At 67.1% G+C, this 23,013-nt stretch carries 22 protein-coding genes; 4 read left to right on the forward strand and 18 right to left on the reverse strand.

The window, feature by feature from the left end; genetic code table 11:
* Window positions 1-2 precede the first annotated feature (2 nt).
* The 9 genes from gshA to EJI01_RS04025 form a co-directional block, all read right to left on the reverse strand.
* Window positions 3-1,301 (reverse strand): glutamate--cysteine ligase, encoded by a 1,299-nt coding sequence (gene gshA, locus EJI01_RS03985; protein ID WP_126835826.1) that lies wholly within the window; start codon window positions 1,299-1,301, stop codon window positions 3-5.
* Window positions 1,302-1,406: 105 nt separating this feature from the next.
* Entirely contained in the window at window positions 1,407-2,699 is a 1,293-nt protein-coding gene (locus tag EJI01_RS03990) for a glutamate-5-semialdehyde dehydrogenase (protein ID WP_126835827.1), read from the reverse strand.
* Between the two features lie 82 nt (window positions 2,700-2,781).
* The gene (holA, locus tag EJI01_RS03995; protein ID WP_126835828.1) at window positions 2,782-3,843 is read right to left on the reverse strand and encodes a DNA polymerase III subunit delta; all 1,062 of its coding nucleotides are present in this window, start codon (window positions 3,841-3,843) and stop codon (window positions 2,782-2,784) included.
* Entirely contained in the window at window positions 3,843-4,349 is a 507-nt protein-coding gene (gene lptE / locus EJI01_RS04000) for an LPS assembly lipoprotein LptE (RefSeq protein WP_126835829.1), read from the reverse strand. Before lptE ends, holA begins: the two co-directional genes overlap by 1 nt.
* An 11-nt stretch (window positions 4,350-4,360) precedes the next feature.
* On the reverse strand, window positions 4,361-7,024 hold the full coding sequence (gene leuS / locus EJI01_RS04005) for a leucine--tRNA ligase (RefSeq protein WP_126835830.1): 2,664 nt from the start codon (window positions 7,022-7,024) through the stop codon (window positions 4,361-4,363).
* 63 nt (window positions 7,025-7,087) lie between these two features.
* Entirely contained in the window at window positions 7,088-7,549 is a 462-nt protein-coding gene (locus tag EJI01_RS04010) for an ExbD/TolR family protein (protein ID WP_126835831.1), read from the reverse strand.
* A gap of 10 nt (window positions 7,550-7,559) precedes the next feature.
* On the reverse strand, window positions 7,560-8,258 hold the full coding sequence (locus EJI01_RS04015; RefSeq protein ID WP_126836130.1) for a MotA/TolQ/ExbB proton channel family protein: 699 nt from the start codon (window positions 8,256-8,258) through the stop codon (window positions 7,560-7,562).
* 267 nt (window positions 8,259-8,525) lie between these two features.
* Window positions 8,526-9,326, reverse strand: coding sequence for a 4-hydroxy-tetrahydrodipicolinate reductase (gene dapB / locus EJI01_RS04020; RefSeq protein WP_185878829.1), 801 nt, complete (start codon window positions 9,324-9,326; stop codon window positions 8,526-8,528).
* 88 nt (window positions 9,327-9,414) lie between these two features.
* On the reverse strand, window positions 9,415-9,969 hold the full coding sequence (locus tag EJI01_RS04025; RefSeq protein ID WP_126835833.1) for an outer membrane protein assembly factor BamE: 555 nt from the start codon (window positions 9,967-9,969) through the stop codon (window positions 9,415-9,417).
* Between the two features lie 94 nt (window positions 9,970-10,063).
* On the opposite strand from EJI01_RS04025, the gene fur reads away from it, so the two are divergent.
* A complete protein-coding gene (gene fur, locus EJI01_RS04030; RefSeq protein ID WP_093109943.1) occupies window positions 10,064-10,483 on the forward strand; it encodes a ferric iron uptake transcriptional regulator in 420 nt (139 codons plus the stop codon).
* A 107-nt stretch (window positions 10,484-10,590) separates the two neighbouring features.
* Here the strand turns inward: fur and hprK are convergent, their stop codons facing one another.
* The 4 genes from hprK to EJI01_RS04050 form a co-directional block, all read right to left on the reverse strand.
* Window positions 10,591-11,550: an HPr(Ser) kinase/phosphatase gene (hprK, locus tag EJI01_RS04035; RefSeq protein ID WP_093109942.1), complete on the reverse strand. Its 960-nt coding sequence runs from the start codon at window positions 11,548-11,550 to the stop codon at window positions 10,591-10,593.
* A 28-nt stretch (window positions 11,551-11,578) separates the two neighbouring features.
* The gene (locus EJI01_RS04040) at window positions 11,579-12,046 is read right to left on the reverse strand and encodes a PTS sugar transporter subunit IIA (protein WP_126835834.1); all 468 of its coding nucleotides are present in this window, start codon (window positions 12,044-12,046) and stop codon (window positions 11,579-11,581) included.
* 93 nt (window positions 12,047-12,139) lie between these two features.
* On the reverse strand, window positions 12,140-12,469 hold the full coding sequence (hpf, locus tag EJI01_RS04045; RefSeq protein ID WP_093109940.1) for a ribosome hibernation-promoting factor, HPF/YfiA family: 330 nt from the start codon (window positions 12,467-12,469) through the stop codon (window positions 12,140-12,142).
* Window positions 12,470-12,720: 251 nt separating this feature from the next.
* A complete protein-coding gene (locus EJI01_RS04050; protein WP_126835835.1) occupies window positions 12,721-14,832 on the reverse strand; it encodes an ATP-dependent helicase in 2,112 nt (703 codons plus the stop codon).
* A 210-nt stretch (window positions 14,833-15,042) separates the two neighbouring features.
* Here EJI01_RS04050 and corA point away from each other — a divergent pair, with 210 nt between their 5' ends.
* A complete protein-coding gene (gene corA, locus EJI01_RS04055) occupies window positions 15,043-16,029 on the forward strand; it encodes a magnesium/cobalt transporter CorA (protein ID WP_126835836.1) in 987 nt (328 codons plus the stop codon).
* A 60-nt stretch (window positions 16,030-16,089) separates the two neighbouring features.
* Here corA and EJI01_RS04060 read toward each other — a convergent pair whose 3' ends face one another.
* The 5 genes from EJI01_RS04060 to EJI01_RS04080 all read right to left on the reverse strand — a co-directional run bounded on the left by EJI01_RS04060 (window position 16,090) and on the right by EJI01_RS04080 (window position 21,606).
* Window positions 16,090-16,866, reverse strand: a complete 777-nt coding sequence (locus EJI01_RS04060; RefSeq protein WP_126835837.1) for a 5'-methylthioadenosine/adenosylhomocysteine nucleosidase — start codon at window positions 16,864-16,866, stop codon at window positions 16,090-16,092.
* 11 nt (window positions 16,867-16,877) lie between these two features.
* Window positions 16,878-18,554: a long-chain-fatty-acid--CoA ligase gene (locus EJI01_RS04065; protein ID WP_126835838.1), complete on the reverse strand. Its 1,677-nt coding sequence runs from the start codon at window positions 18,552-18,554 to the stop codon at window positions 16,878-16,880.
* 88 nt (window positions 18,555-18,642) lie between these two features.
* Complete coding sequence (locus EJI01_RS04070) at window positions 18,643-20,130, reverse strand: NAD(P)(+) transhydrogenase (Re/Si-specific) subunit beta (protein ID WP_126835839.1); 1,488 nt, start codon at window positions 20,128-20,130, stop codon at window positions 18,643-18,645.
* Window positions 20,127-20,456, reverse strand: coding sequence for an NAD(P) transhydrogenase subunit alpha (locus tag EJI01_RS04075; protein WP_093109934.1), 330 nt, complete (start codon window positions 20,454-20,456; stop codon window positions 20,127-20,129). Before EJI01_RS04075 ends, EJI01_RS04070 begins: the two co-directional genes overlap by 4 nt.
* A gap of 19 nt (window positions 20,457-20,475) precedes the next feature.
* Window positions 20,476-21,606, reverse strand: a complete 1,131-nt coding sequence (locus EJI01_RS04080; RefSeq protein ID WP_126835840.1) for a Re/Si-specific NAD(P)(+) transhydrogenase subunit alpha — start codon at window positions 21,604-21,606, stop codon at window positions 20,476-20,478.
* A 156-nt stretch (window positions 21,607-21,762) separates the two neighbouring features.
* Here EJI01_RS04080 and EJI01_RS04085 point away from each other — a divergent pair, with 156 nt between their 5' ends.
* Entirely contained in the window at window positions 21,763-22,491 is a 729-nt protein-coding gene (locus EJI01_RS04085) for a response regulator transcription factor (RefSeq protein WP_126835841.1), read from the forward strand.
* 43 nt (window positions 22,492-22,534) lie between these two features.
* Complete coding sequence (locus tag EJI01_RS04090; RefSeq protein ID WP_260602317.1) at window positions 22,535-22,960, forward strand: DUF4019 domain-containing protein; 426 nt, start codon at window positions 22,535-22,537, stop codon at window positions 22,958-22,960.
* Window positions 22,961-23,013 lie beyond the last annotated feature (53 nt).

Here is a 23,013-nt window from a genome sequence, read left to right on the forward strand (position 1 = left end):
AATCATTCGTAGATTTCAGCGTCCGGATCGGTCGCCTCGAGCTCGTAGCTGGCCGCCACCATGGCCAGCCGCCCGATCACGCCGTACATGTAGAAGCGGTTCGGGGCGCTCGCGCCGGGCTTGGCGCCTGGTTGCGGTAAGTGCGCACTCTCGGAAAACGCCAAGGGCACGAAGCTCGCGCCCGGGAGGTTGAGGTTCTCGTCGGGGCTGCGCTCGGCATGCACGCGATAGAAGCCGCCGACCACGTAACGGTCCATCATGTAGACCACCGGCTCGGCGACGCCGTCGTGCACGCGCTCGTTGGTCAGCACGCCTTCCTGCACGATCACATCGCCCGGTTCCTGGGTTTCCCCGGCGGCGCCTGTTGTCTTGTTGCGCGGCCTGCGGCCGAGCGCCTCGAGGTCCTTGACGTCGCGCACCGTCATGACGCCCATGCGATGGGCGCCGTTGTCGGCCTTGACGATCACGAAGGGCTTTTCGTTGATGCCGTATTCCTTGTACTTGCGGCGGATCTTGGTGAGCAGCGCGTCCACGTGGCTGGTCAGCACATCCATCCCCTGGCCCTCGGCGATATCGACGCCGCTGGCCCGCGCATACATCGGGTTGATCAGCCACGGGTCGATGCCCAGCAGCTTGCCGAAGCGCTTGGACACTTCCTCGTAGCTGTGGAAGTGGTTGCTCTTGCGGCGCACCGACCAGCCGGCATGCAGCGGCGGCAGCAGGTACTGCTCGTGCAGGTCTTCCAGGATGCCGGGCGTGCCGGCCAAGAGGTCGTTGTTGAGCAGGATGGTGCAGGGGTCGAAGTGCTTGAGCCCCAGGCGCCGCTTGCCGCGCACCACCGGCTCCAGGCACACGGTCTCGCCGTTCGGCAGCTCGATCTTCTTGGGCGACTTGATGGCCGGATCGATCGAGCCCACGCGCACGTTGAGCCCCGCCATGTGAAAAATCCGCACCAGCCGGGCCACGTTGGCCAGGTAGAAGGTGTTGCGGGCATTGTTTTCCGGGATCACCAGCAGGTTGCGCGCCTCGGGGCAGATCTTCTCGATCGCGGCCTGCGCGGCCTGCACCGCCAGCGGCAACATGTCCTCGGTCAGGTTGTTCCAGCCGCCTGGATAGAGGTTGGTGTCGACCGGCGCCAGCTTGAAGCCGGCGTTGCGGATGTCGACCGAGCTGTAGAAGGGCGGCGTGTGCTCCATCCATTCGAGCCGGAACCAGCGCTCGATGGCCGGCATGGAGTCGAGAACGCGTTGTTCGAGTTCGTTGATGGGGCCGGTCAGGGCGGTGACGAGGTGGGGAACCATGCGGCGGCCTTGTTATGCGTGTTCTGCGACGAAAGGTGGAGTGGAATTGTAGGATTTGGGGACGCCCGTTCGGATGACAAGCACTGTCCCGATCCACGTCACCTTTCAGCTCCGCACTTCACCCTGGCCCAGCACCACGTACTTGAGCGAGGTGAGCCCCTCGATGCCCACCGGCCCGCGCGCGTGGAACTTGTCGGTGCTGATGCCGATTTCAGCGCCGAGCCCGAACTCGAAGCCGTCCGCAAAGCGCGTGCTCGCGTTCACCATCACGCTGGCCGAGTCGACCTCGCGCAGGAAGCGCTGGGCGTGCATGTGGTCGCGCGTGACGATGGCGTCGGTGTGGTGGCTCGAATAGCGGTTGATGTGCGAAATGGCCTCGTCCACGCCCTCGACCACCTTGATGCTGATGACGGCGGCCAGATACTCCTCCGACCAGTCGGACTCGACCGCGTCCACCACCCGGGCGCTCGGCGGGAGGGCCCCCTCGGCACGCAGGATGCGTGCCGCGACGGGGTCGCAGCGCATCTCCACCCCCTTGGCCGCGAAGATGGCGCCGATCTCGGGCAGGAAGCTCTCGGCCATCGAGGCCGCCACCAGCAGGCCCTCGGCCGCATTGCAGGGGCTGTACTTCTGCGTCTTGGCGTTGTCGACGATCTTCACCGCCATGTCGAGCTCGGCCGTGTCGTCCACGAAAACGTGGCAGTTGCCGTCCAGGTGCTTGATGACCGGCACCTTGGCCTCGCGGCTGATGCGCTCGATGAGGCCCTTGCCGCCGCGCGGAATGACCACGTCGACGAACTCGGGCATCGCGATCAGCTGGCCCACGGCCTCGCGGTCGGTGGTCTGCACCAGCTGCACTGCCTCCACCGGCAGGCCCGCCTCGGCCAGCGCCTCGGACACCAGCAGCGCGAGCGCCTTGTTCGATTCGATCGCCTCCGAGCCGCCGCGCAGGATGGCCGCGTTGCCGCTCTTGATCGCAAGGCTCGCGGCCTCGATGGTCACGTTGGGCCGGCTCTCGTAGATCATGCCGAAGACGCCGATCGGCACCCGCATCTGGCCGACGCGAATGCCGCTGGGCTGCTGCTTCATGCCGATGACTTCGCCGATCACATCGGGCATGGCGGCGAGCTGTTCGCAGCCCAGCGCCACGGTCTCGATGACCTTCGGCGTGAGCTTGAGCCGATCGACCATCGGGGCCGAGAGGCCGGCCGCAACGGCCCGTTCGATGTCGCGCGCATTGGCCGGGGCCAGGGCCGCCGTGCTCTCGCGCAGGCGCCGCGCCAGCGCCTTGAGCGCCTTGTTCTTGGTGGCCGCGGAGGCCTTGGCCATCAGGGCGGCGGCCGCCTTGGCCTGCAGCCCGAGGGTCTGCATGTGTTCGTTGACATTGAACGCGTTCATCGCCGCATTTTCCCACGCGAGCTGCAGGCAGGGCAGCAGAGGCGTGGAAACGCCGGGTTCGCGAAAGAGGAACGATGCGGGCTCAACCCCGGGCCGGCGCCGCGCAGGCCCGGCACAGTATCAGCGCCAGCCGCTGCAGCGCCTGCCAGCCGCCGCTCGGCCAATCGGGCTGCTTCAGGCCCTTGACGATGCCGTCGACGATGTGCGCGGCGCGCAGCATGCGGGCCAGCGCACGGTCGTCCAGCCGCGGCAGCACGCGCTCGAAGGCGCGCTCGCGCGGGCCCCAGATGCGGTTCTCGCGCAGCGCCATGGGCAGCGGCCGGCCGGCGGCCATCGCGTCCTTGACGCGCTTGAGCGCCCGGATGTCCTCGGCCAGCGTGTAGTGCACCAGCACTTCGGCCTCGCCTTCGGCTTGCAGCCCCTCGAGCATGCGTGCGACGCGCTGCGGATTGCCGCCGAGCACCGCCTCGGAGAGCTTGAACACGTCGTAGCGTGCGACGTTGTTGACCGCGCCTTCGACCTGCTCCCAAGACAGCTCGCCTTCGGGATGCAGCAGCGCGAGCTTCTGGATTTCCTGGTGCGCGGCGAGCAGGTTGCCTTCCACGCGGTCGGCGAAGAACTGCAGCGTGCGCTGGCCTTCCTCGCCACCCTTCACGCGCTGGCCCTGCTGCGCGAGCCGCTGCGCGATCCACTGCGGCAGCGCGGCGCGCTCGATGCCTTCGATCTGCAGGCTGATGCCGTTGTTCTCCAGCGCCGAGAACCAGGCGCCGGTGCGCGTGGCCTTGTCCAGGCGCGGCAGCATCACGAGCGTCAGGGTGCTGTCGTTGCCCGGCGCGGCTTCGGCGATCTGCTGCAGCGCTGCGCTGCCGTCCTTGCCCGGCTTGCCCGAAGGGACGCGGATCTCGACGATTTGCCGGTCGGCGAACAGGCTCAGCGACCCGCCGGCCGCGAGCACCGCGCTCCAGTCGAAATGCGCGCCGGCCACGGTGTACGAGCTGCGCTCGGTGTAGCCCTGCGTGCGCGCCGCCGCGCGGATGGCGTCGGCCGCCTCCTGTGCGAGCAGCGGCTCGTCGCCGTGGATGACGTATAGCGGCTTGACGCCCTTCTGCAGATGGGCTCCCAGCTGCGCGGGGCTGAGCTGCATCAGAGGCTCTTGACGGCCGCGAGGCGGCGCAGCGTCTGCTGGGCGATGTCGTTCTGCATGTCGCGGTACAGCAGCTCGGTCTCGCTCTCCTTGGCGAGGGCGGCGGTTTCGTTGTAGGTAATGTCGCGGAACTGCTCGATCTGCGTCGGGCCCAGCAGCTCCTTGCCGGCAGGCGTGCGCAGCCGGATCCGCATCACAAGGCGCAGTTGCAGCTCGCGCACCTGGCCCGCCGAGTTGGTGGAAAGCACGACCGTGCCGCGGTTTTCCGACAGCACGTCCAGGATCGCATCGGCCCGCGCCTGTTCCTCGAGCGGCACCAGCTCGACGTTGCCGGCGGCACGAAACTGGCGGCGCAGCGAATTCACGAAGGCAGAGGTGCCCGGCACCGCCAGCGACTTGAAGGCGAAGACCGGCGCGCGGCGCAGCTCGAAGCCGCAGCCCGCGAGCGCGAGGGTGGAAACCGCTGCGGCGAGCAGGGCCCGGCGCCGACTGGAGGATGTATTCATGCCGCCCTTTTTCATACCACCACGTTGACCAGTCGCCCAGGCACCACAACCACCCGCTTGGGCACGGCGCCCTCGGCATGCTTGGCGAGCACCTCGCTGGCCAGCGCGATCTTCTCGATGTCCTGCTTCGAGGCATTGGCCGGCACGCGCAGCGAGCCGCGCAGCTTGCCGTTGACCTGCAGCATCAGCTCGATCTCGTCCTGCTCGAGCGCGATCACGTCGACCGCAGGCCAGGGTGCATCGAGCAGCGGGCCGTGCAGCGTGTCGTAGCCCAGCTGATGCCACAGCGCATGCGTGATGTGCGGCGTGGCCGGGTAGAGGCAGCGCATCAGGATGCCGAAGCCTTCGCGCACGGCCGCCCGGTCGCCCGTGCTGCCGTCGGATTTGAAGCCCTCCAGCGCATTCAGGAGCTTCATCGCGCCCGACACCACGGTGTTGTATTGCATGCGCTGGTAGTCGTAGTCGATCTGGCGCAGCACGGTGTGGACTTCGCGGCGCAGCGCCTTGGCCTCCTTGCCGAAGGCCGAGCGCGGGTCGACCGCGTCGATCTCGATCTCCGTGTTTTCCGCGGCGCTGACGGTGGCCGCCTCCAGCGCCACCCCGAAGTTCCAGACTCGGCGCAGAAAGCGGTAGCTGCCCTCTACGGCCGCATCGTTCCACTCCAGCGTGGCTTCGGGCGGCGCGGTGAACATGGTGTAGAGGCGTGCGGTGTCGGCGCCGTACTTCTCGATCAGGTCCTGCGGATCGACGCCATTGCGCTCGCTCTTGCCCATCTTGCCGACGCCGCCGTAGTCGACCTTGGTGCCGTCGGCCAGGGTGCCGCCGGCGATGCGGCCCTGCGCGTCGAGCACGGGCGTCACTTCCGAGGGCGGGAAGTACTCCTTGCCGCCCTTTCCGCTGCGCTTGTAGAAGATGTGGTTGAGCACCATGCCCTGCGTCAGCAGCTTGCTGAAGGGCTCGTCGATCTTCACCAGGCCCAGATCGCGCATCACCTTGGTCCAGAAGCGCGCGTAGAGCAGGTGCAGGATCGCGTGCTCGATGCCGCCGATGTACTGGTCCATCGGCATCCAGTAGTCGGCGCCCTCGGCCACCATGGCCTCCTCGTTCTTCGGGTCGCAGTAGCGCATGAAGTACCAGGCGCTGTCGACGAAGGTGTCCATGGTGTCGGTCTCGCGCCGCGCGGGCTTGCCGCAGACCGGGCAGACCACGCCGGCATGGAAGCCTTCGTGCTTGGCCAGCGGATTGCCCGAGCCGTCGGGCACGCAGTCGGTGGGCAGCACGACCGGCAGGTCCTTCTCGGGCACCGGCACCGCGCCGTGTTCCTCGCAGTGGATGATCGGGATCGGCGTGCCCCAGTAGCGTTGCCGGCTCACGCCCCAGTCGCGCAGGCGCCAGGTGGTCTGCATCTCGCCCAGGCCCTTCTGGCCCAGCGCATGGGCCACGGCCTTCACCGCCCCGGCGTAGGACATGCCGCTGAAGTTGTCGGAGTTGATGGTCACGCCGCGCTGCTTGTCGGCGTACCAGTCCTGCCAGCGGTGATAGTCGAAGTGCGGCTCGTCGTCGACCAGCACGACCTGGATGATCTCGATGCCGTACTTGTTGGCGAAGGCGAAGTCGCGCTCGTCGTGCGCGGGTACGCCCATCACGGCGCCGTCGCCGTAGCCGATCAGCACGTAGTTGCCGACCCAGACCGGGATCGGTTCGTCGGTGATCGGGTGCCGCACGTGGAGACCGGTGGGCACGCCCTTCTTTTCCTGCGTCGCGAGCTCGGCCTCTGTGGTGCCGCCGGTCTTGCATTCCTCGATGAAGGCGGCGACCTTGGGATCCTTCCTCGCGGCGTGCACGGCGAGCGGGTGCTCGGGCGCCACGGCGCAGAAGGTCACGCCCATGATGGTGTCGGCGCGCGTCGTGAAGACGTACATGCGGCCGCCCTGTATCAGCTTGCCGTGCTCGTCCTCGATGTCATGCGGGAAGGCGAAGCGTACGCCCTCGCTCTTGCCGATCCAGTTCTCCTGCATCAGCTTCACGCGCTCGGGCCAGCCCGGCAGCTTGTGCTGGGTGTGCTCGAGCAGCTCTTCGGCGTAGTCGCTGATCTTGAGGTAGTAGCCGGGGATCTCGCGCCGCTCCACCGTGGCGCCGGTGCGCCAGCCCTTGCCGTCGATCACCTGCTCGTTGGCCAGCACGGTCTGGTCGACCGGGTCCCAGTTGACCAGCTGCGTCTTGCGGTAGGCGATGCCTTTTTCGAGCATCTTCAGGAACAGCCACTGGTTCCACTTGTAGTAGCTGGGATCGCAGGTCGCGATCTCGCGGCTCCAGTCGATCGCCAGCCCCATGGCCTGGAGCTGGCTCTTCATGTAGCCGATGTTCTCGTAGGTCCACTTCGCCGGCGGCACGCCGTTCTTGAGCGCAGCGTTCTCGGCCGGCAGGCCGAAGGCGTCCCAGCCCATCGGCATCAGCACGTTGTAGCCGCTCATGCGCAGGTAGCGCGTGAGCATGTCGTTGATCGTGTAGTTGCGCACGTGGCCCATGTGCAGCTTGCCGCTGGGGTATGGCAGCATCGAGCAGGCGTAGTACTTCTTCTTCTGCGCGTCCTCGGTCACGCGGTAGGCGTCGGCCGCCGTCCAGGCGGCCTGGGCAGCGGACTCGACGTCGCTGGGTTTGTAGCTGGGGTTCATTGGGCTTCAGGCAAGCCCGGCATCGGGCGGCCGGGGAATGCGGATTATCGCGGCAGCGGAAGCTCAAGGCTTCCTGGCGGCCGGCGCTTCGGTCACGAAGCCGATGCGGCTGAGCCCCGCCTTGTTCGCGATGCCCATCAGCTCGACCACCTTGCCGTAGGGAACGGTCTGGTCGGCACGCAGCTGGACCTCGGTGTCGCGGCTGGCGGCGGCGGCCTGCCCGAGACGGGTGGCGAGCTCTTCGGTCGTCACGGCCTGGTCGTTGAGGAAGACCTTGCCGGTCGCATCCACCGCGAGGCTCACGAACTTGGGCGTGTCGGTCGGCTGCCCGGCGTCGGTGCGCGGCAGGTCGAGCTTGATCGAGCTGGCCATCAGCGGCGCGGTGATGATGAAGATCACCAGCAGCACCAGCATCACGTCCACCAGCGGCGTGACGTTGATGTCCGACAGCGGCCGCTGCCCGCCGGCGCCGATCGCGCGCCCGCCGGTGGCGGTGCTGCCGAGCGAGGTGCGACCGAAGGCCATGGGTGTGCCGTTAGACAGGCATCGGCCGCGCCGGCGGCAGCGGCGCTTCGCGCTGCGGCTCGTCGCCGAGCGCGCCGAGCAGGTCGTGCGCGAAGCCTTCCAGCTCGGCCTCGATCCGGCTGACGACGCGGCCGAACACGTTGTAGGCCAGCACGGCCGGAATCGCGACGGCCAGGCCGAACGCGGTCATGATCAGCGCCTCGCCGACCGGGCCGGCCACCTTGTCGATGGTGAATCCGCCGCTTTCCCCGGCAATGCCCACGAGCGCGCCGTAGATGCCCCAGACCGTGCCGAGCAGCCCGACGAAGGGCGCCGTGGCGCCCACCGTGGCGAGCAGGATCTGCCCGGCCTGCAGGCGCCGCAGTGCGGCATGCAGGGCCTCGCGCAGGGCGCGCGTGAGGCGCTTGCCGCGGTCGACCGCGCCGCCGAGGGTGGCGGCATCGGACTTGGCGGCCAAGCTCCGGACCGCGCTCACGGCCGGCCAGACCAGCGCAGCATGGTCGAAGCTTCGGAGCTTCTGCTCGGCGTCGCCGAGCGAGGCCGATTGCCAGAAGGCCGCGATGCTGCGCACCACGTCGCGCGTGCCGCCGCGCAGCAGCCAGGCTTTCCAGAGGATCACGACCCAGCTGGAGACCGACATCAGGAGCAGCAGCGCAGCCACAGAACGGCTGACGCCGTCGCCGTGGGTCAGCAGCTCCAGCACGCTCATGCGGGCCTGCTCACCCATGAATCACCCCCGCGCCGGGGCGGCAAGGGGTGCAGGGCTAGGCGCGGGCCGCAGCCCAGGCTGGCCGCCTGGGCAAGGACCGCAACGACGCCATGCGCCCCTTGCCGCCCCGGCCCTTCGGGTGAGGCCCCACTGAGGGCCCACTCGTCGTTGCCAATGCTCACTGGGTGTTCAACCCAGTTCCGCTTGGCGCCTAGATCGGGCCCTCTGTGGGGCCTCACGCGGGGGTGGTTCATGGGTGAGCAGGCCCTAGCGCAGGCCGAGCACGTCGAACATGTCGAACAGGCCGCTCTGCTGTCCGGCCAGGAAACGCGCCGCGCGCAGGCTGCCCTGCGCATAGGTCGCGCGGCTGGCCGACTTGTGCGTGATCTCGATGCGCTCGCCGGTGCCGGCGAACAGCACCGTGTGGTCGCCCACGATGTCGCCGCCGCGGATGGTCGCGAAGCCGATGGATGACGGGTCGCGCTCGCCGGTGACGCCTTCGCGCGCGTAGACCGCGCACTCCTTGAGGTCCCGGCCCAGCGCATCGGCGATCACCTCGCCCATCTTGAGCGCGGTGCCCGAGGGCGCATCGACCTTGTGGCGGTGGTGCGCCTCGATGATCTCGATGTCGTAGCCGGTCGAAAGCGCCTTGGCCGCCATTTCGAGCAGCTTGAAGGTGACGTTGACGCCCACGCTCATGTTGGGCGCCATCACGATCGCGATGTCTTTCGCTGCCGCGGCGATCTCGGCCTTCTGCGCGTCGCTGAAGCCGGTGGTGCCGATCACGGCTTGCACGCCCAGCTCGCGGCATACGGCGAGGTGCGCCAGCGTGCCTTCGGGCCGCGTGAAGTCGATCAGCACCTGGGCGTCCTGGAGGCCGGTGCGCAGGTCGGCCACGATCGGGACGCCGCTCGCGGCGCCGAGAAAGGCGGCCGCATCGCTGCCGAGCGCCGGGCTGCCGGCGACATCGAGCGCACCGGCGAGGCGGCAATCCTGCGCCTCGCGCACGGCCTCGATCAGCATGTGCCCCATGCGCCCGGAAGCGCCTGCGACCGCGATGCGCCGCAGCGGGGGAATGGAGGAGGAGGAGGAGGAAGAAGAGGAATCAGTCACGCGTTTCAGCCTTGAAGAAGCGGGCCGGCGCGGCCGGCGCGCGCTAGCGCGATGCTTCGAGCGGGGGATAGCTCGGCGGCAGCGGAGGCAGGGAGGCGGAGGACTCGCCGTCCGCCTTCTTGTCCTTGGCCGGCTCGAATTTCTTGAGCTGGTCTTCCGTAGCTTCCAGGACCGGTACCTTGCCGCTGCGCTTGCGGCTGTCGAGCGCAGCGACGAATTCTTCCTCGCTGGGCATCGGGTCGCCTTCGAAGCGTTCGAGCGCTTCGCCATTGAAGAACACCGTCAGGCGGCGTTGCTGGGGCTCGACGCCCTGGCGCCGGATCGTGAACACGTAGTCCCAGCGATTGGAATGGAAGACGTCGTTCAGCAGGGAGGTGCCGAGGATTTCGCGCACCTGCTGGCGCGACATGCCGGGCTTGAGCAGCTCTACCTGCTCCTTCGACACGAAATTGCCCTGGACCACCTCGACCTTGTAGGGCGTGATGGCATGCAGCGCATCGCGCGAGCGTTCGGTCACGCTGCTGCAGGCGCCGAGGCAGAGGCTCCCAGCGACGGCGCCGACGAGCAGCCAGAGGCGGCGTTGTGGAATGTCAGGCATGGGCAAAAGGGCAAAGAGGGGTAGCGATATGATCGGGCCATTGTAGCGGCTGCCCCCCGGCGTGCCCCTCTCGCCAGCCGGCGCAGGAACCATCATGGGCAACATCGACGAACTGAAGAACACCGGCCTCAAGGCCACCCTGCCGCGCCTCAAGATCCTCGAGATCTTCCAGAACGGCGGCCAGCGCCACATGACGGCGGAGGACGTGTTCCGGGTGCTGCTCAACGAGCACTCCGACATCGGGTTGGCGACGGTCTACCGCGTGCTGACGCAGTTCGAACAGGCCGGCATCCTCGAGCGCAGCCATTTCGAGAGCGGCAAGGCCGTCTACGAGCTCAACGAGGGCAAGCACCACGACCACCTGGTGTGCACCTCCTGCGGCAAGGTCGAGGAGTTCTACGACCCCGAGATCGAGCGCCGCCAGCAGATGATCGCGACCGACAAGAAGTGGATCCTGCAGGACCACGCGATGTCGCTCTACGGCCTCTGCGGCGACTGCGCAAGCAAGCGCTGAACTGACAGACGGCGGCGGCCGCCGCCGGGGCCGCCCCAAGGCGGGCCGCGCCTCCCCCTCGGGGGGTGGAGTTACACGCAGCGAAGCGCAGTGAAAAGCCGGGGGGGCTAATCATCTTCGCGCGCGCCTTCCATGGCCTTGTGGTGGCGCGCCACGAAATCGGCGTACGTGTCGATGCCACGCAGTTGCAGGATCGAGTTGCGCACCGCCGCTTCGACCAGCACCGCGATGTTGCGGCCGGCCACCACCTGGATGATCACCTTGCGCACCGGGATGCCCAGCACGTCCTGCGTGAGCGGCGCCGAGGGCATGCGCTCGTAATCGCGCTCGAAGCTGTCGCGCCGCACCAGGTGCACGATGAGCTTGAGGCGCATCTTCCGGCGCACCGCGGTCTCGCCGAAGATCGCCCGGATGTCCAGCAGGCCGATGCCGCGCACCTCGAGCAGGTTCTGGAGCAGCTCGGGGCAGCGCCCTTCCAGCGTGGTCTGGTTGATGCGATACAGATCGACCGCGTCGTCGGCCACCAGGCCGTTGCCGCGCGAGATCAGCTCCAGGCCGAGTTCGCTCTTTCCCAGTCCCGATTCGCCCGTGATCATCACACCCAGGCCCAGGATGTCCATGAACACGCCGTGCATCGAGGTGCGCTCGGCGAAGTGCTTGGAGAGGTAGGCGCGCAGCAGGTCGATCACGAAGGCCGACGATTCCCGCGTGGCAAAAAGGGGCAACTGCGCCCGCTCGCAGATCGACAGCAGCTCGTCCGGGGCCGGCTGGCCGTCGGCCAGCACCAGCATGGGCGGCTCGAGCGTGACGATGCGGGCGATGCGCCGTACGCAATCGTCGGGCGTGCCGCGCGTCAGGTAGGCGACCTCGCGCGCGCCGAGGATCTGCACACGGTAAGGATGGATGTAGTTGAGGTAGCCCACCAGATCGGCGGCCGACTGGGCGCGGCTGATGACGCCGGGATCGAACTGGCGCTCCGAGGCGCCCAGGCCCGCCAGCCACTCCCATCGGAGCGAGCCGCGGAACTCCTCGAACATCGCATCGGCACTGATGACGGTCGGCTTCATGCGCCAGACTGTCTCATGCGGATGCGCTTCAAGCCACCTGGGCGGATTGCCATCCTGCGATCAGGGCGTGGAGCGCGGCGGCGTCGGAACTCGACTTGATCTGCTCGCGCAGGCCGGCATCGCTGAGCAGCTCTGCGATCTCCGAAAGTATTTCAAGGTGTTTCTGCGTCGCCGCCTCGGGCACCAGCAGGAAGATCAGCAGCACTACCGGCTGCTCGTCCGGCGCGTCGAAACCGATCGGATTCGCGAGCTGGAACACCGCAGCCATCGGCGACTTGAGGCCCTTGATGCGCCCATGGGGGATGGCTACGCCGTGGCCGAGGCCGGTGGAACCCAGGCGCTCGCGGGCGAACAGGCTGTCGGTGATGAGGGCGCGGCCAAGGCCATGCAGGTTTTCAAACAGCAAGCCCGCTTCTTCAAAAGCACGCTTCTTGCTGGTGGCCTCGACGCTCACGAGGACTTGAGCGGGCGGCAGGATGGACGCGAGTCGGTTCATGTTGGGGCAGGGCGGGGGCGATTATGCACCTGCTCCACAAAAAGCAAAGAGCCGCCCGAAGGCGGCCCGCAAGAGTATTTGCCCGGAGAGGTACTACATCACGCGCTTCGGCGCCTCGTGATGGTGGTCCTGCAGGCGGTCTTTGTGGCGGACGACCTGCCGATCGAGCTTGTCCACCAACTCGTCGACCGCGGCGTAAAGATCAGCGTGGCTCGATTCCGCGAACATGTCATTGCCCTTGACGTGAATATTGCATTCGGCTCGTTGCCGGCGTTCCTTTTCCTTTTGCTTTTCCACCGTGAGGATCACCTTCACATCGACCACCTGGTCGAAATGGCGGGTGATTCGGTCCAGCTTGCTCGTAACGTAGCTGCGCAAGGCGGGGGTGACGTCGAGGTGATGACCGCTGATCGTCAAATTCATGAATGACCTCCTGGATTGACGGTTGGGGAAAAAGACCTCGCTTCACGGGATCGTGAAACGCGGCCGGCGAAACAGGGAGAAGGTGGGGGAAGGAGAGAAGAAAAGAAGGGGAGAGAGGGAAGAGGAAGGTCGGTTCACTATGCCCATGCTGTCATCGAATTGCAATCCCTTTCCGGGGCAAACCCCGGCACCGCCCGCCCCTGCTCGCGGGCTGCTATCGATTCGATAGTGCTAAAGACCTCGCGCGACGCTCAGCGCCAGGCGGCGCGCATGCGGCTCAGCAGGTCGATCGTGGCTGCCGGCGGTGGCACATGGGGTGCACGTTCGGGCGGCGGCGGCCAGGTCTGCTCGTCGAAGCGCTCGGCATCGGCGGCAGAAATGAAGCGCGTTCGGCCGGCGTAGAGATGCCGGTCGCCGCGCACCGCCTGCTGCGTGACGTAGAAGCGCTGGGGCACCAGCAGGTGCAGGTGATCGCGCGCGCGGGTCATCGCCACGTAGAGCAGGCGCCGCTCCTCCTCCAGCTCCTGCGCGCCCTGCGCCACGTCGGCCGGTATGCAGCCGTCGACCACGTTGAGCACATGCACCGAGCGCCACTCCTGCCCTTTGGCGGAGTGGATGGTCGAGAGAATCAGGTAGTCCTCGTCGAGCAGCGGCGGACCCGGCCGATCGCTCGTGGCCTCGGGCGGATCGAGCGTGAGCTCGGTCAGGAAGCGCTCGCGCGAGGCATAGCCCGAGGCCAGGCGCGCGAGCTGCTCGACGTCGCCGCGCCTGAGGCCGGCATCGTCGTGGAGCCGCTCCAGGTGCGGCAGATACCACTGCAGCGCAAGCTCCATGTCGGCCGGCCAGGCGAGCGCGGGCGCGCGCAGCGCGGCATAGATGGCGGCGAAACGCGCCCACTCCTCCTTCGCGGCGGCGGGCGGCACGAAAGCCTGCACGACGGCACCGGGATCCGCGGCATCGGCCATCGCATCGAGCAGCCGCGTGGAACTGACGGGCCCGATGCCAGGAATCAGCTGCGTGACGCGAAAGCCCGCCATGCGCCCGCGCGGATTCTGGGCGAAGCGCAGCACCGCCAGCAGATCCTTGACATGCGCGGCCTCGAGAAACTTGAGGCCGCCGTACTTCACGAAAGGGATGTTGCGCCGCGCCAGCTCGAGCTCGAGCGCAGCGCTGTGGCTCGAGGTGCGGAACAGCACGGCTTGCGACTTCAGCGCCAGCCCGCCTTCGCGGTGCGCGAGCACGCGTTCGGCCACGAAGCGGGCCTGCTGCGCCTCGTCGGGCACCAGCACCAGCTGCGGCCGGCCGGCCGAGGGCTTGTCGGTCCAGAGCGTCTTGGCATGGCGCTCCGGGGCGGCGGCGATCACCGCGTTGGAGACGTCGAGGATGGGCTGGGTCGAGCGGTAGTTGCGCTCCAGCGTGACGATGCGCGCCGGCTGGGCGAACTGCTGCGGGAAATCGAGGATGTTGCGCACCGTCGCACCGCGGAACGAATAGATCGACTGCGCGTCGTCTCCGACCACGGTGAGGCCGCGGCCGTCGGGCTTGAGCGCGCGCAGGATCGCGGCTTGCAGCAGGTTGGTGTCCTGGTACTCGTCGACCATCACGTGATCGAAGCGCGCGCCGATCTGCGCCGCGAGCGCGGGCTCCGCCACCATCTCGGCCCAGTACAGCAGCAGGTCGTCGTAGTCGAGCACCTGCTGCGCCTGCTTGGCTTCGACGTAGGCGCCGAACAGGCGCTTGAGCTCGGCCTCCCATTCGGCGCACCACGGAAACGCATGCGCGAGCACCTCGGCCAGCGGCGCGCAGGTGTTGACGGTGCGCGAGTAGATCGAGAGGCAGGTTCCCTTGCGCGGAAAGCGCCGCTCCATGGCCGCGAGGCCGATGTCGTTGCGCACCAGGCCCATCAGGTCCTCGGCATCGCCGCGGTCGTGGATGGTGAAGTTCTCCTGAAGGCCGATTTGTGCCGCGTGTTCGCGCAGCAGGCGCGCGCCGATGCCATGGAAGGTGCCGGCCCATGGCAAGGCCGGCGGCGCCTCGGATTTCAGGCCGAGCACGCGCGCCAGCACTTCGCCAGCGCGGCGCTCCATCTCCTGCGCCGCGCGGCGCGAGAAGGTCAGCAACAGGGTGCGCTGCGGATCGGCGCCACGCGCGATCAGGTGCGCAACGCGGTGCGCGAGCGTGCTGGTCTTGCCCGAACCCGCGCCGGCGATCACGAGCAAGGGCCGCTGGTCTTCGGGCGCCTCGCCCAGCGCCGCGCCGACGCCGTGCTCCACCGCCGCCCGCTGCGCGTCGTTGAGCTTGGCGAGTGCGGCTGCGAGGCGCTCGGCCTGGCTCGTGGGTGCGGGTGTCGCGAGGCTTTGCATCGCCGCGACTTTACTGGATGCCCATCCAGGCCCCGGCAGAAAAGTGCTGGAGGCCGGTGACATAATCGCGCCTCGCTGCAACCGGAGACTTCGCATGGAAACCGTTCCGCCTCGGCAGCTTTCAACTCCCCTGTGATGCGTCGTTGGCCAGGGAATTGAAAGCGCCCGACCCCTCGCCAACCGCTAGAAAAATTCACCGGGAGTGAGCCAATGCTCAATATCTTCACGCTCGCCAACGGCCGCCTCGTCCAGGAAGAGATCGAGGCCCTCGAGGAGCTCTCTCAGTTCCAGCCCATCTGGGTCGATCTCGAATCGCCCACGCTCGAAGAAAAGCGCTGGATCAAGCAGTACTACGGCCTGTCGATCCCCGAGGATGCGATGGACGAGGACATCGAGGAGTCCGCGCGCTTCTACGAGGAAGACAACGGCGAGCTGCACGTGCGCAGCGACTTCCTGATCGACGACGCCGAGAACCCGCGCTCCGTGCGCGTGGCCTTCATCCTCAATCAGCACAACACCGAGCTGCGCAGCCGCGGCGTGCTGTTCTCGATCCACGATGAAGACGTACCGGTGTTCCGCCTCCTGCGCATGCGCGCGCGCCGCGCGCCCGGCCTCATCGAGGACGCCAAGGAAGTGCTCTTGAAGCTCTTCGACGCCGACGCCGAATATTCGGCCGACTCGCTGGAGAACATCTACGACGAGCTGGAGGTCGCCGGCAAAAAGGTGCTGGAGGGCAACGTCAGCGACGAGCTCGCCGGCGAAGTGCTGGCCGCGATCGCCCGGCAGGAAGACCTGAACGGACGCATCCGTCGCAACGTGATGGACACGCGCCGCGCGGTGAGCTTCATGATGCGCAGCCGCATGCTGAACGCCGAGCAGTTCGAGGAAGCGCGCCAGATCCTGCGCGACATCGAATCGCTCGACAACCACACGGCCTTCCTGTTCGACAAGATCAACTTCCTGATGGATGCGACCGTCGGCTTCATCAACATCAACCAGAACAAGACCATCAAGATCTTCTCGGTCGCCAGCGTGGCGCTGCTGCCGCCGACCTTGATCGCGAGCGTGTACGGCATGAACTTCAGGCTCATTCCAGAGCTGGACTGGTCCTATGGCTACGCGTACGCGATCGCGCTGATGGTGGCCAGCGCGCTGGTGCCGATGTGGTACTTCCGCCGCCGCGGCTGGCTCAAGTAGCAGTCGCCCAACCCCGTTCGGGCTGAGCTTGTCGACAGGCTGCTCCCGGCTTCGACAAGCTCAGCCCGAACGGGCGGGGGAAGACAGGCCGGCGAGCCAGGCACCGATCACCGCGAGGCTGTAGCGGCTCGCGACGACCGCCACGAAGCGCAGGAAGTCGGCATGCGCCGCATCGTCGGCGCGGTCCGAGATCGTGCGCACCGCGGCGAAGGGCACGCGGTAGTCGTGGCACACCTGCGCCACCGCGGCACCCTCCATCTCTACCGCCAGGGCATCGGGCAGATCGCGCCGGAGCGCCGCGCTTTCCGCGGCGGTCGACACGAAGCGGTCGCCGCTCACCAGCAGGCCGCGATGCAGCCGCGGCGCATGCAGGCCGAAGTCGTCGACCACGGCCTGGCCAAGCAGAGCGACCGGATCGCGCAGCACGCCGGCAACCACGGCGGCCAGCGCATCGCTGATCGCTGTATCGGCCGCGAAGCGTGCGTGCCCGGTCAGCGGCACTTCGTACTTGGGAAAAATCGGGGAGGCGTCCAGGTCGTGCTGCAGCAGCTTGGTCGCCACCACCACGTCTCCCACCCGCACGCCGGGCGCCAGGCCGCCGGCGACGCCGGTGAAGACGATGGCGCGCACGCCAAAACGCTCGAGCAGCACGGTGGCCGTGGTGGCCGCTGCGACCTTGCCGATGCGCGACAGCACCGCCACGACCGCCTGCCCATGCAGATGGCCGACCCAGAAATCGCGGCCGGCGACGCGCACGCGCTGCTCGTCGGGCATGGCCGCGAGCAGCGCGCCCAGCTCTTCCTGCATGGCGGCAACGATCGCGACCGGCCCCGCCATGGAGGCCCCCGCTACTTCTTGTCGCGCAGCTCGCGCCGCAGGATCTTGCCGACCGGCGTCTTCGGCAGCTCGGTGCGGAACTCCACCACCTTGGGCTGCTTGTAGCCGGTGAGATTGGCGCGGCAGAAGTCGCGCACCTGGGCCTCGGTGAGGTCGGGGTTCTTCTTGACCAGCACGAGCTTGACGGCTTCGCCGGTCTTCTCGTCTACGATGCCCACGGCCGCGCATTCGAGCACGCCCGGGATCTGCGCGACCACTTCTTCGACCTCGTTCGGGTACACGTTGAAGCCCGAGACCAAGATCATGTCCTTCTTGCGGTCGACGATCTTGAAGAAGCCGCTCTCGTCCATGACGCCGATGTCGCCGGACTTGAAGTAGCCGTCGGCCGTCATGACCTTGGCCGTCTCGTCGGGGCGCTGCCAGTAGCCGGCCATCACCTGCGGACCCTTGATGGCGATCTCGCCCGGCTGGCCCACAGGCACCTCGCGGCCGTCGTCGTCGAGCAGCTTCAGCCAGGTGCTGGGCAGCGGCACGCCGATGGTGCCGGTGTAGGCGGTGCTGGTGGTCGGATTGCAGGTGGCCGACGGCGAGGTTTCGGAGAGGCCATAGCCTTCGCAGATCGGGCAGCCTGTCTTCTCGAGCCAGAGCTTGGCCACCGCGCCCTGCACCGCCATGCCGCCGCCGACAGAGACCTTGAGGTTCTTCCAGTTGACGGTGCCGAAGTCCGGATGGTTGGCAAGCCCGTTGAACAGCGTGTTGACGGCCGGGAAGCTGTGGAAGGTGTGCTTCGACAGCTCCTTCAGCACGGCCGGAATGTCGCGCGGATTCGGAATCAGGATCAGCTTGCCGCCGGTGCGCATGCTGAGCATCATGTTCACGGTGAACGCGAAGATGTGATAGAGCGGCAGGGCGCAGACGCTGGTGGGCTGCTCGCCGGCCGGCACCTTCTGCATGACCGGTTCGTTCCAGGCCTCGGACTGCAGCACGTTGGAGATCACGTTGCGATGCAGCAGCACCGCGCCCTTGGACACGCCGGTGGTGCCGCCCGTGTACTGCAGCACCGCGACGTCATCGGGCCCGATGGGCGCCGGCTGAGGCGCGCGCCCTGCTCCCTTGTCCAACGCGTCGTTGAAGCGCACGGCGCCCGGCAGGCTGAAGTCGGGCACCAACTTCTTGACGTTGCGCACCACGTAGTTGACCAGTGCGCCCTTGAGCATGCCGAGCCGATCGCCCATGCTGCTCAGGACGACGTGCTTGACCGGCGTGGACGCGATGCATTGCTGCAGCGTGGCGCCGAAGTTCTCCATGATCACGATGGCCTTGGAGCCGGAATCCTTCAGCTGGTGCTCGAGCTCACGCGGCGTGTAGAGCGGGTTGACGTTCACGAGGATCAGCCCGGCGCGCAGGATGCCGCAGACCGCGATCGGGTACTGCGGGCAATTGGGCATCATGACCGCGACGCGATCCCCCTTCGCGAGCCCGAGTCCCTGCAGGTAGGCCGCGAACGCCCGGCTCAGCTTGTCGACTTCGCCGTAGCTCAGGTCCTTGCCCATGAAGCTGTAGGCGGTGCGCTCCGCGTACTTCGAGAAGCTCTCCTCCATGAGCGCTACCAGCGAGGGATAGCGCGAGCCATCGATGTCGGCAGGCACACCCTGCGGGTAGCTGGCGAGCCAGGGGCGGTCGGTCATGGATATGTCTCCTCAACGAAATTCTGAGTTCTGGTCAACGGGCTGCCGCCGGCGATGCCGGCAAGGGGGGCGCGGGCGCAAGGCGCCCTTATTCGATCGCCTTGCCCATGTCTTCCACCACCTTCTTGGCGTCGCCGAAGACCATCATGGTCTTATCCATGTAGAACAGCTCATTGTCCAGACCGGCATAACCCGCAGCCATCGAGCGCTTGTTCACGATCACCGTCTTGGCCTTGTAGGCCTCGAGAATCGGCATGCCGTAGATCGAGCTGCCCTTCTGCAGCGCAGCCGGATTCACCACGTCGTTGGCGCCCAGGATGATCGCGACGTCGGCCTGCGCGAACTCGCCGTTGATGTCTTCCATCTCGAACACCTGGTCGTAGGGCACTTCGGCCTCGGCCAGGAGCACGTTCATGTGGCCCGGCATGCGGCCGGCCACCGGATGGATCGCGTACTTCACCGTCACCCCCTTGTGGGTGAGCTTCTCGGCAAGCTCGTTGACCGCATGCTGCGCCCGCGCCACCGCCAGGCCGTAGCCCGGCACGATGATCACGGTTTCGGCGTTGGAGAGCATGTAGGCCGCGTCGTCGGCGCTGCCGCTCTTCACCGGCCGCTGCTCCTTGGCGCCGCCGTCGGCCGCCACCGCCTCGCCGCCAAAGCCGCCCAGGATCACGTTGAAGAACGAGCGGTTCATCGCCTTGCACATGATGTAGCTCAGGATCGCGCCCGATGAGCCCACCAGCGAGCCGGCGACGATCAGCATCGCGTTGTTGAGGCTGAAGCCGATGCCGGCCGCGGCCCAGCCCGAGTAGCTGTTGAGCATCGAGACCACCACCGGCATGTCGGCGCCCCCGATCGGGATGATGATCAGCACGCCCATCACGAAGGACAGCAGCACCATCAGGAAGAAGGCGGTCCAGCTCTCGGTGAAGACGAACACCAGGCCGAGCGCGATGGTCAGCAAGCCCAGCGCCAGGTTCAGCATGTGCTGGCCTTTGAACTGGACCGGTGCGCCCTGGAACAGGCGGAACTTGTACTTGCCCGAGAGCTTGCCGAAGGCGATGACCGAGCCGCTGAAGGTGATGGCGCCGATGGCCGCACCCAGGAACAGCTCGAGCCGGTTGCCGGCCGGAATCCCGAAGCGCGCGTAGCCGTCGATGAGCAGCGCGCCGGCCGGCGTGGCGCTGCCGACCACCGCCGGCACCGGCGGCGGCGTGATACCGAAGGCCCAGGGCTCGACCACCGCCGCCACGGCGATGAAGACCGCGGCCATACCGATCATGCTGTGGAAGAAAGCCACCAGCTCGGGCATCTGCGTCATCTCGACGGTCTTGGCGCGGTAGGCGCCGTAGCCGCCGCCGGCCACCAGACCCAAGAGCACCCAGGCCATGCCCATCGCCTTGCCGTTCGAGATCTGCACGATCAGAGCGGCGGTGGTCAGGATGGCGATCGCCATGCCGACCATGCCGAAGATGTTGCCGCGGATCGAGGTGGTGGGGTGGCTCAGGCCCTTGAGCGATTGAATGAAGCAGACCGATGCGATCAGGTACAGCAGCGTGGCGACATTCATGCTCATGCTGCATTCCCCTTGTCCGCCGCGGGCGCCGCCTTCTTGTCCTTCTTCTTGAACATCTCCAGCATTCGCCGCGTCACGAGGAAGCCGCCGAAGACGTTGACCGCTGCCAGCGCCACGGCGAGCACGCCCATGGTCTTGCCGAGGCCGCTCTCGGTGAGCGCCGCCGCCAGCATGGCGCCGACGATCACGATCGCCGAGATCGCATTGGTCACGGCCATCAGCGGCGTGTGCAGCGCGGGCGTGACGGTCCAGACCACGTGGTAGCCGACATAGATGGCCAGCACGAAGATGATCAGGTTGATGACGGTATGGGAAACGGGATCCATGGTCTTTTTTCCTTCTCTCTCACTTCCGGGTCACTTGACCGTCTCTGCTCATCAGGCAGGCGGCCACGATGTCGTCTTCGAGGTCGATGTTGAGCGCGCCTTCCTTGTTCACGATGAGCTTCAGGAAGTCGAGCACGTTGCGCGCATAGAGCGAGGAGGCATCGGCGGCCACCAGCGCCGCGAGGTTGGTCTCGCCGACGATGGTCACGTTGTGCTTGACCACCGTCTTGTCGGCCTCGGACAGCGGGCAGTTGCCGCCCACGCCGTCGGGGCCCTTGCCGGCAGCGATGTCGACGATGACCGAGCCCGGCTTCATCGACTTGACCATGTCTTCGGTGATGAGCGTCGGCGCCGCGCGTCCAGGGATCAGCGCGGTGCTGATCACGACATCGGCCGCGGCCACGCGCTTGGCCACCTCGATCTTCTGCCGGTCGAGCCAGCTCTGGGGCATCGGCCTGGCGTAGCCGCCGACGCCCTGCGCCGCCTCCTTCTCTTCCTCGGTGTCGTAGGAGACCTCGATGAACTTGGCGCCGAGCGACTCGACCTGCTCCTTGACGCTCGGGCGCACGTCGCTCGCCTCGATCACCGCGCCCAGGCGCTTGGCGGTGGCGATGGCCTGCAGGCCGGCGACGCCGACGCCGAGGATCACGATGCGCGCCGCCTTCACGGTGCCGGCGGCCGTCATCAGCATCGGAAAGAAGCGCTGGTACTTGTCGGCCGCGATCATGACGGCCTTGTAGCCGGCGATGTTGGCCTGGCTCGACAGCACATCCATGCTCTGCGCCCGCGTGGTGCGCGGCGCGGCTTCTAGCGCGAAGCCGGTGAGGCCCGCCGTCGCAAGCCTTTGCAGGCCGGCAGCATCGAAAGGGTTGAGCATGCCGATGACGACGGTGCCGGGCTTCATGAGCGTCGCCTCGGCATCGCTCGGTGCGCGCACCTTGAGCACGATGTCGGCGCCCAAGGAGCCTGGCGCGTCTGTGATCTCCGCGCCGGCGGCCTGGTAGGCCGCGTCGGTGACGCTGGCCGCCACGCCGGCGCCGGACTGGATGCGCACGGTGTGGCCCTGTGCAACGAGTTTTTTGGCCGTCTCCGCAGTGACGGCCACACGGGTTTCGCCTGGCGCAGTTTCGGCCGGCACGCCTATCAGCATGGGGGATCTCCTCGGGGCAGCGTTGGAATTCGGGCCGAGCTTACATGAAGATGACAAAGAACTGGCCGAGGACCGCGTCCCTCTGTACAGTAGCGCCTCGCGAATGACCGGTGCACAGATCGCCGGCTTTGCAGAAAGAAATCAGGGGGAAGAAAGATGCGAATTGCAGCGCTCGACGACGAGCCGCGCCAGCTCGAACTCATTCGGCATGCCATGGCGGTGATCGGACATGAATGTCATGGATTCGAAGACGGCCGCTCCCTGCAGCGTGCCCTCTACCAGCAGAGCTTCGACATGCTGATCCTCGATTGGCGGCTTCCCAACGTCGAAGGCTCCGACGTCGTCAGATGGATTCGCGAAAAGCTCGGCAGCCGTCTCCCCATCCTCTTCGTGGCCAGGCGGCGCAAGGAAGAGGACATGGTCGAGGCGCTGACGATCGGCGCCGACGACTTCATGGCCAAGCCGATCCGCGTTGCCGAACTCCAGGCGCGGGTGAAAGCGCTTCTGCGCCGCACCTATCCCGCGCTGTTCGAAACGGAACTGGTCTGCGGGCCCTATCGCTTCTTCCCTCTGACGCGCACGCTTCAGATCCACGGCCAGGCGACCAGGCTCAAGCATCGCGAATACACGCTGGCGCTCTTCCTGTTCCGCAACATCGGCCGCCTGCTGTCGCGCGAGCACCTGCTCGAAGCCGTGTGGGGTGCGGATGCAGAGGTCACTTCGCGCTCGCTCGACACGCACATGTCGCGGCTGCGCTCCAAGCTAGACCTGCGACCGGCCAACGGTCTCGTGCTGTCGGCCGTCTACGGCCTCGGTTATCGTCTCGAGTTCATCGACCAGAATGGGATCGAGTCGCCCTACCCCACGGCGGACGTGTCCGAATGAGCCGATTTCCGATCGAAGGAGCACCACTGCAATGATGAGCCAAATGACCCGACTTCTGTCCGCAGCCCTGCTGCTCGGCGGCTGCCTGCAGTTCGCGGCCGCGCAGGAGGTGGACCCGGCCGAGCTGATGCGCGGCGGCCTGCAGGCGGTCCAGATGATCGACCAGAACAAGCTCGGCGAGCTGTGGGACGGCGCCACGCCGGCCGCCCGCAAACGCGTCAGCCGCAGCGACTTCATGAGCCAGGTCGCCAAGGCCCGCACGCCGCTCGGCGCCGCGCAGCAACGCACCTGGGTCGCGATCAACCGGCAGGTGGTCGGCGAGGGCGACCCCGAGCTGGCCGGCCAGTATGTGAACATCGAGTACGAAACCCGCTTCGCCAACAACAGCTCGGCCACCGTGCGCGAGCTGGTGACTTTTCAGCTGGGCAGCGACCGCGTCTGGCGCTTCTCGGGCTACGTGCTGCGATAGTCATGCGGCCCCCACGCTCGGCACTTCGTGTCCTCTCTGTCCCCCGAGGGGGC

The organism is Variovorax sp. MHTC-1, assembly GCF_003984645.1.
Classification (GTDB): domain Bacteria; phylum Pseudomonadota; class Gammaproteobacteria; order Burkholderiales; family Burkholderiaceae_C; genus Variovorax.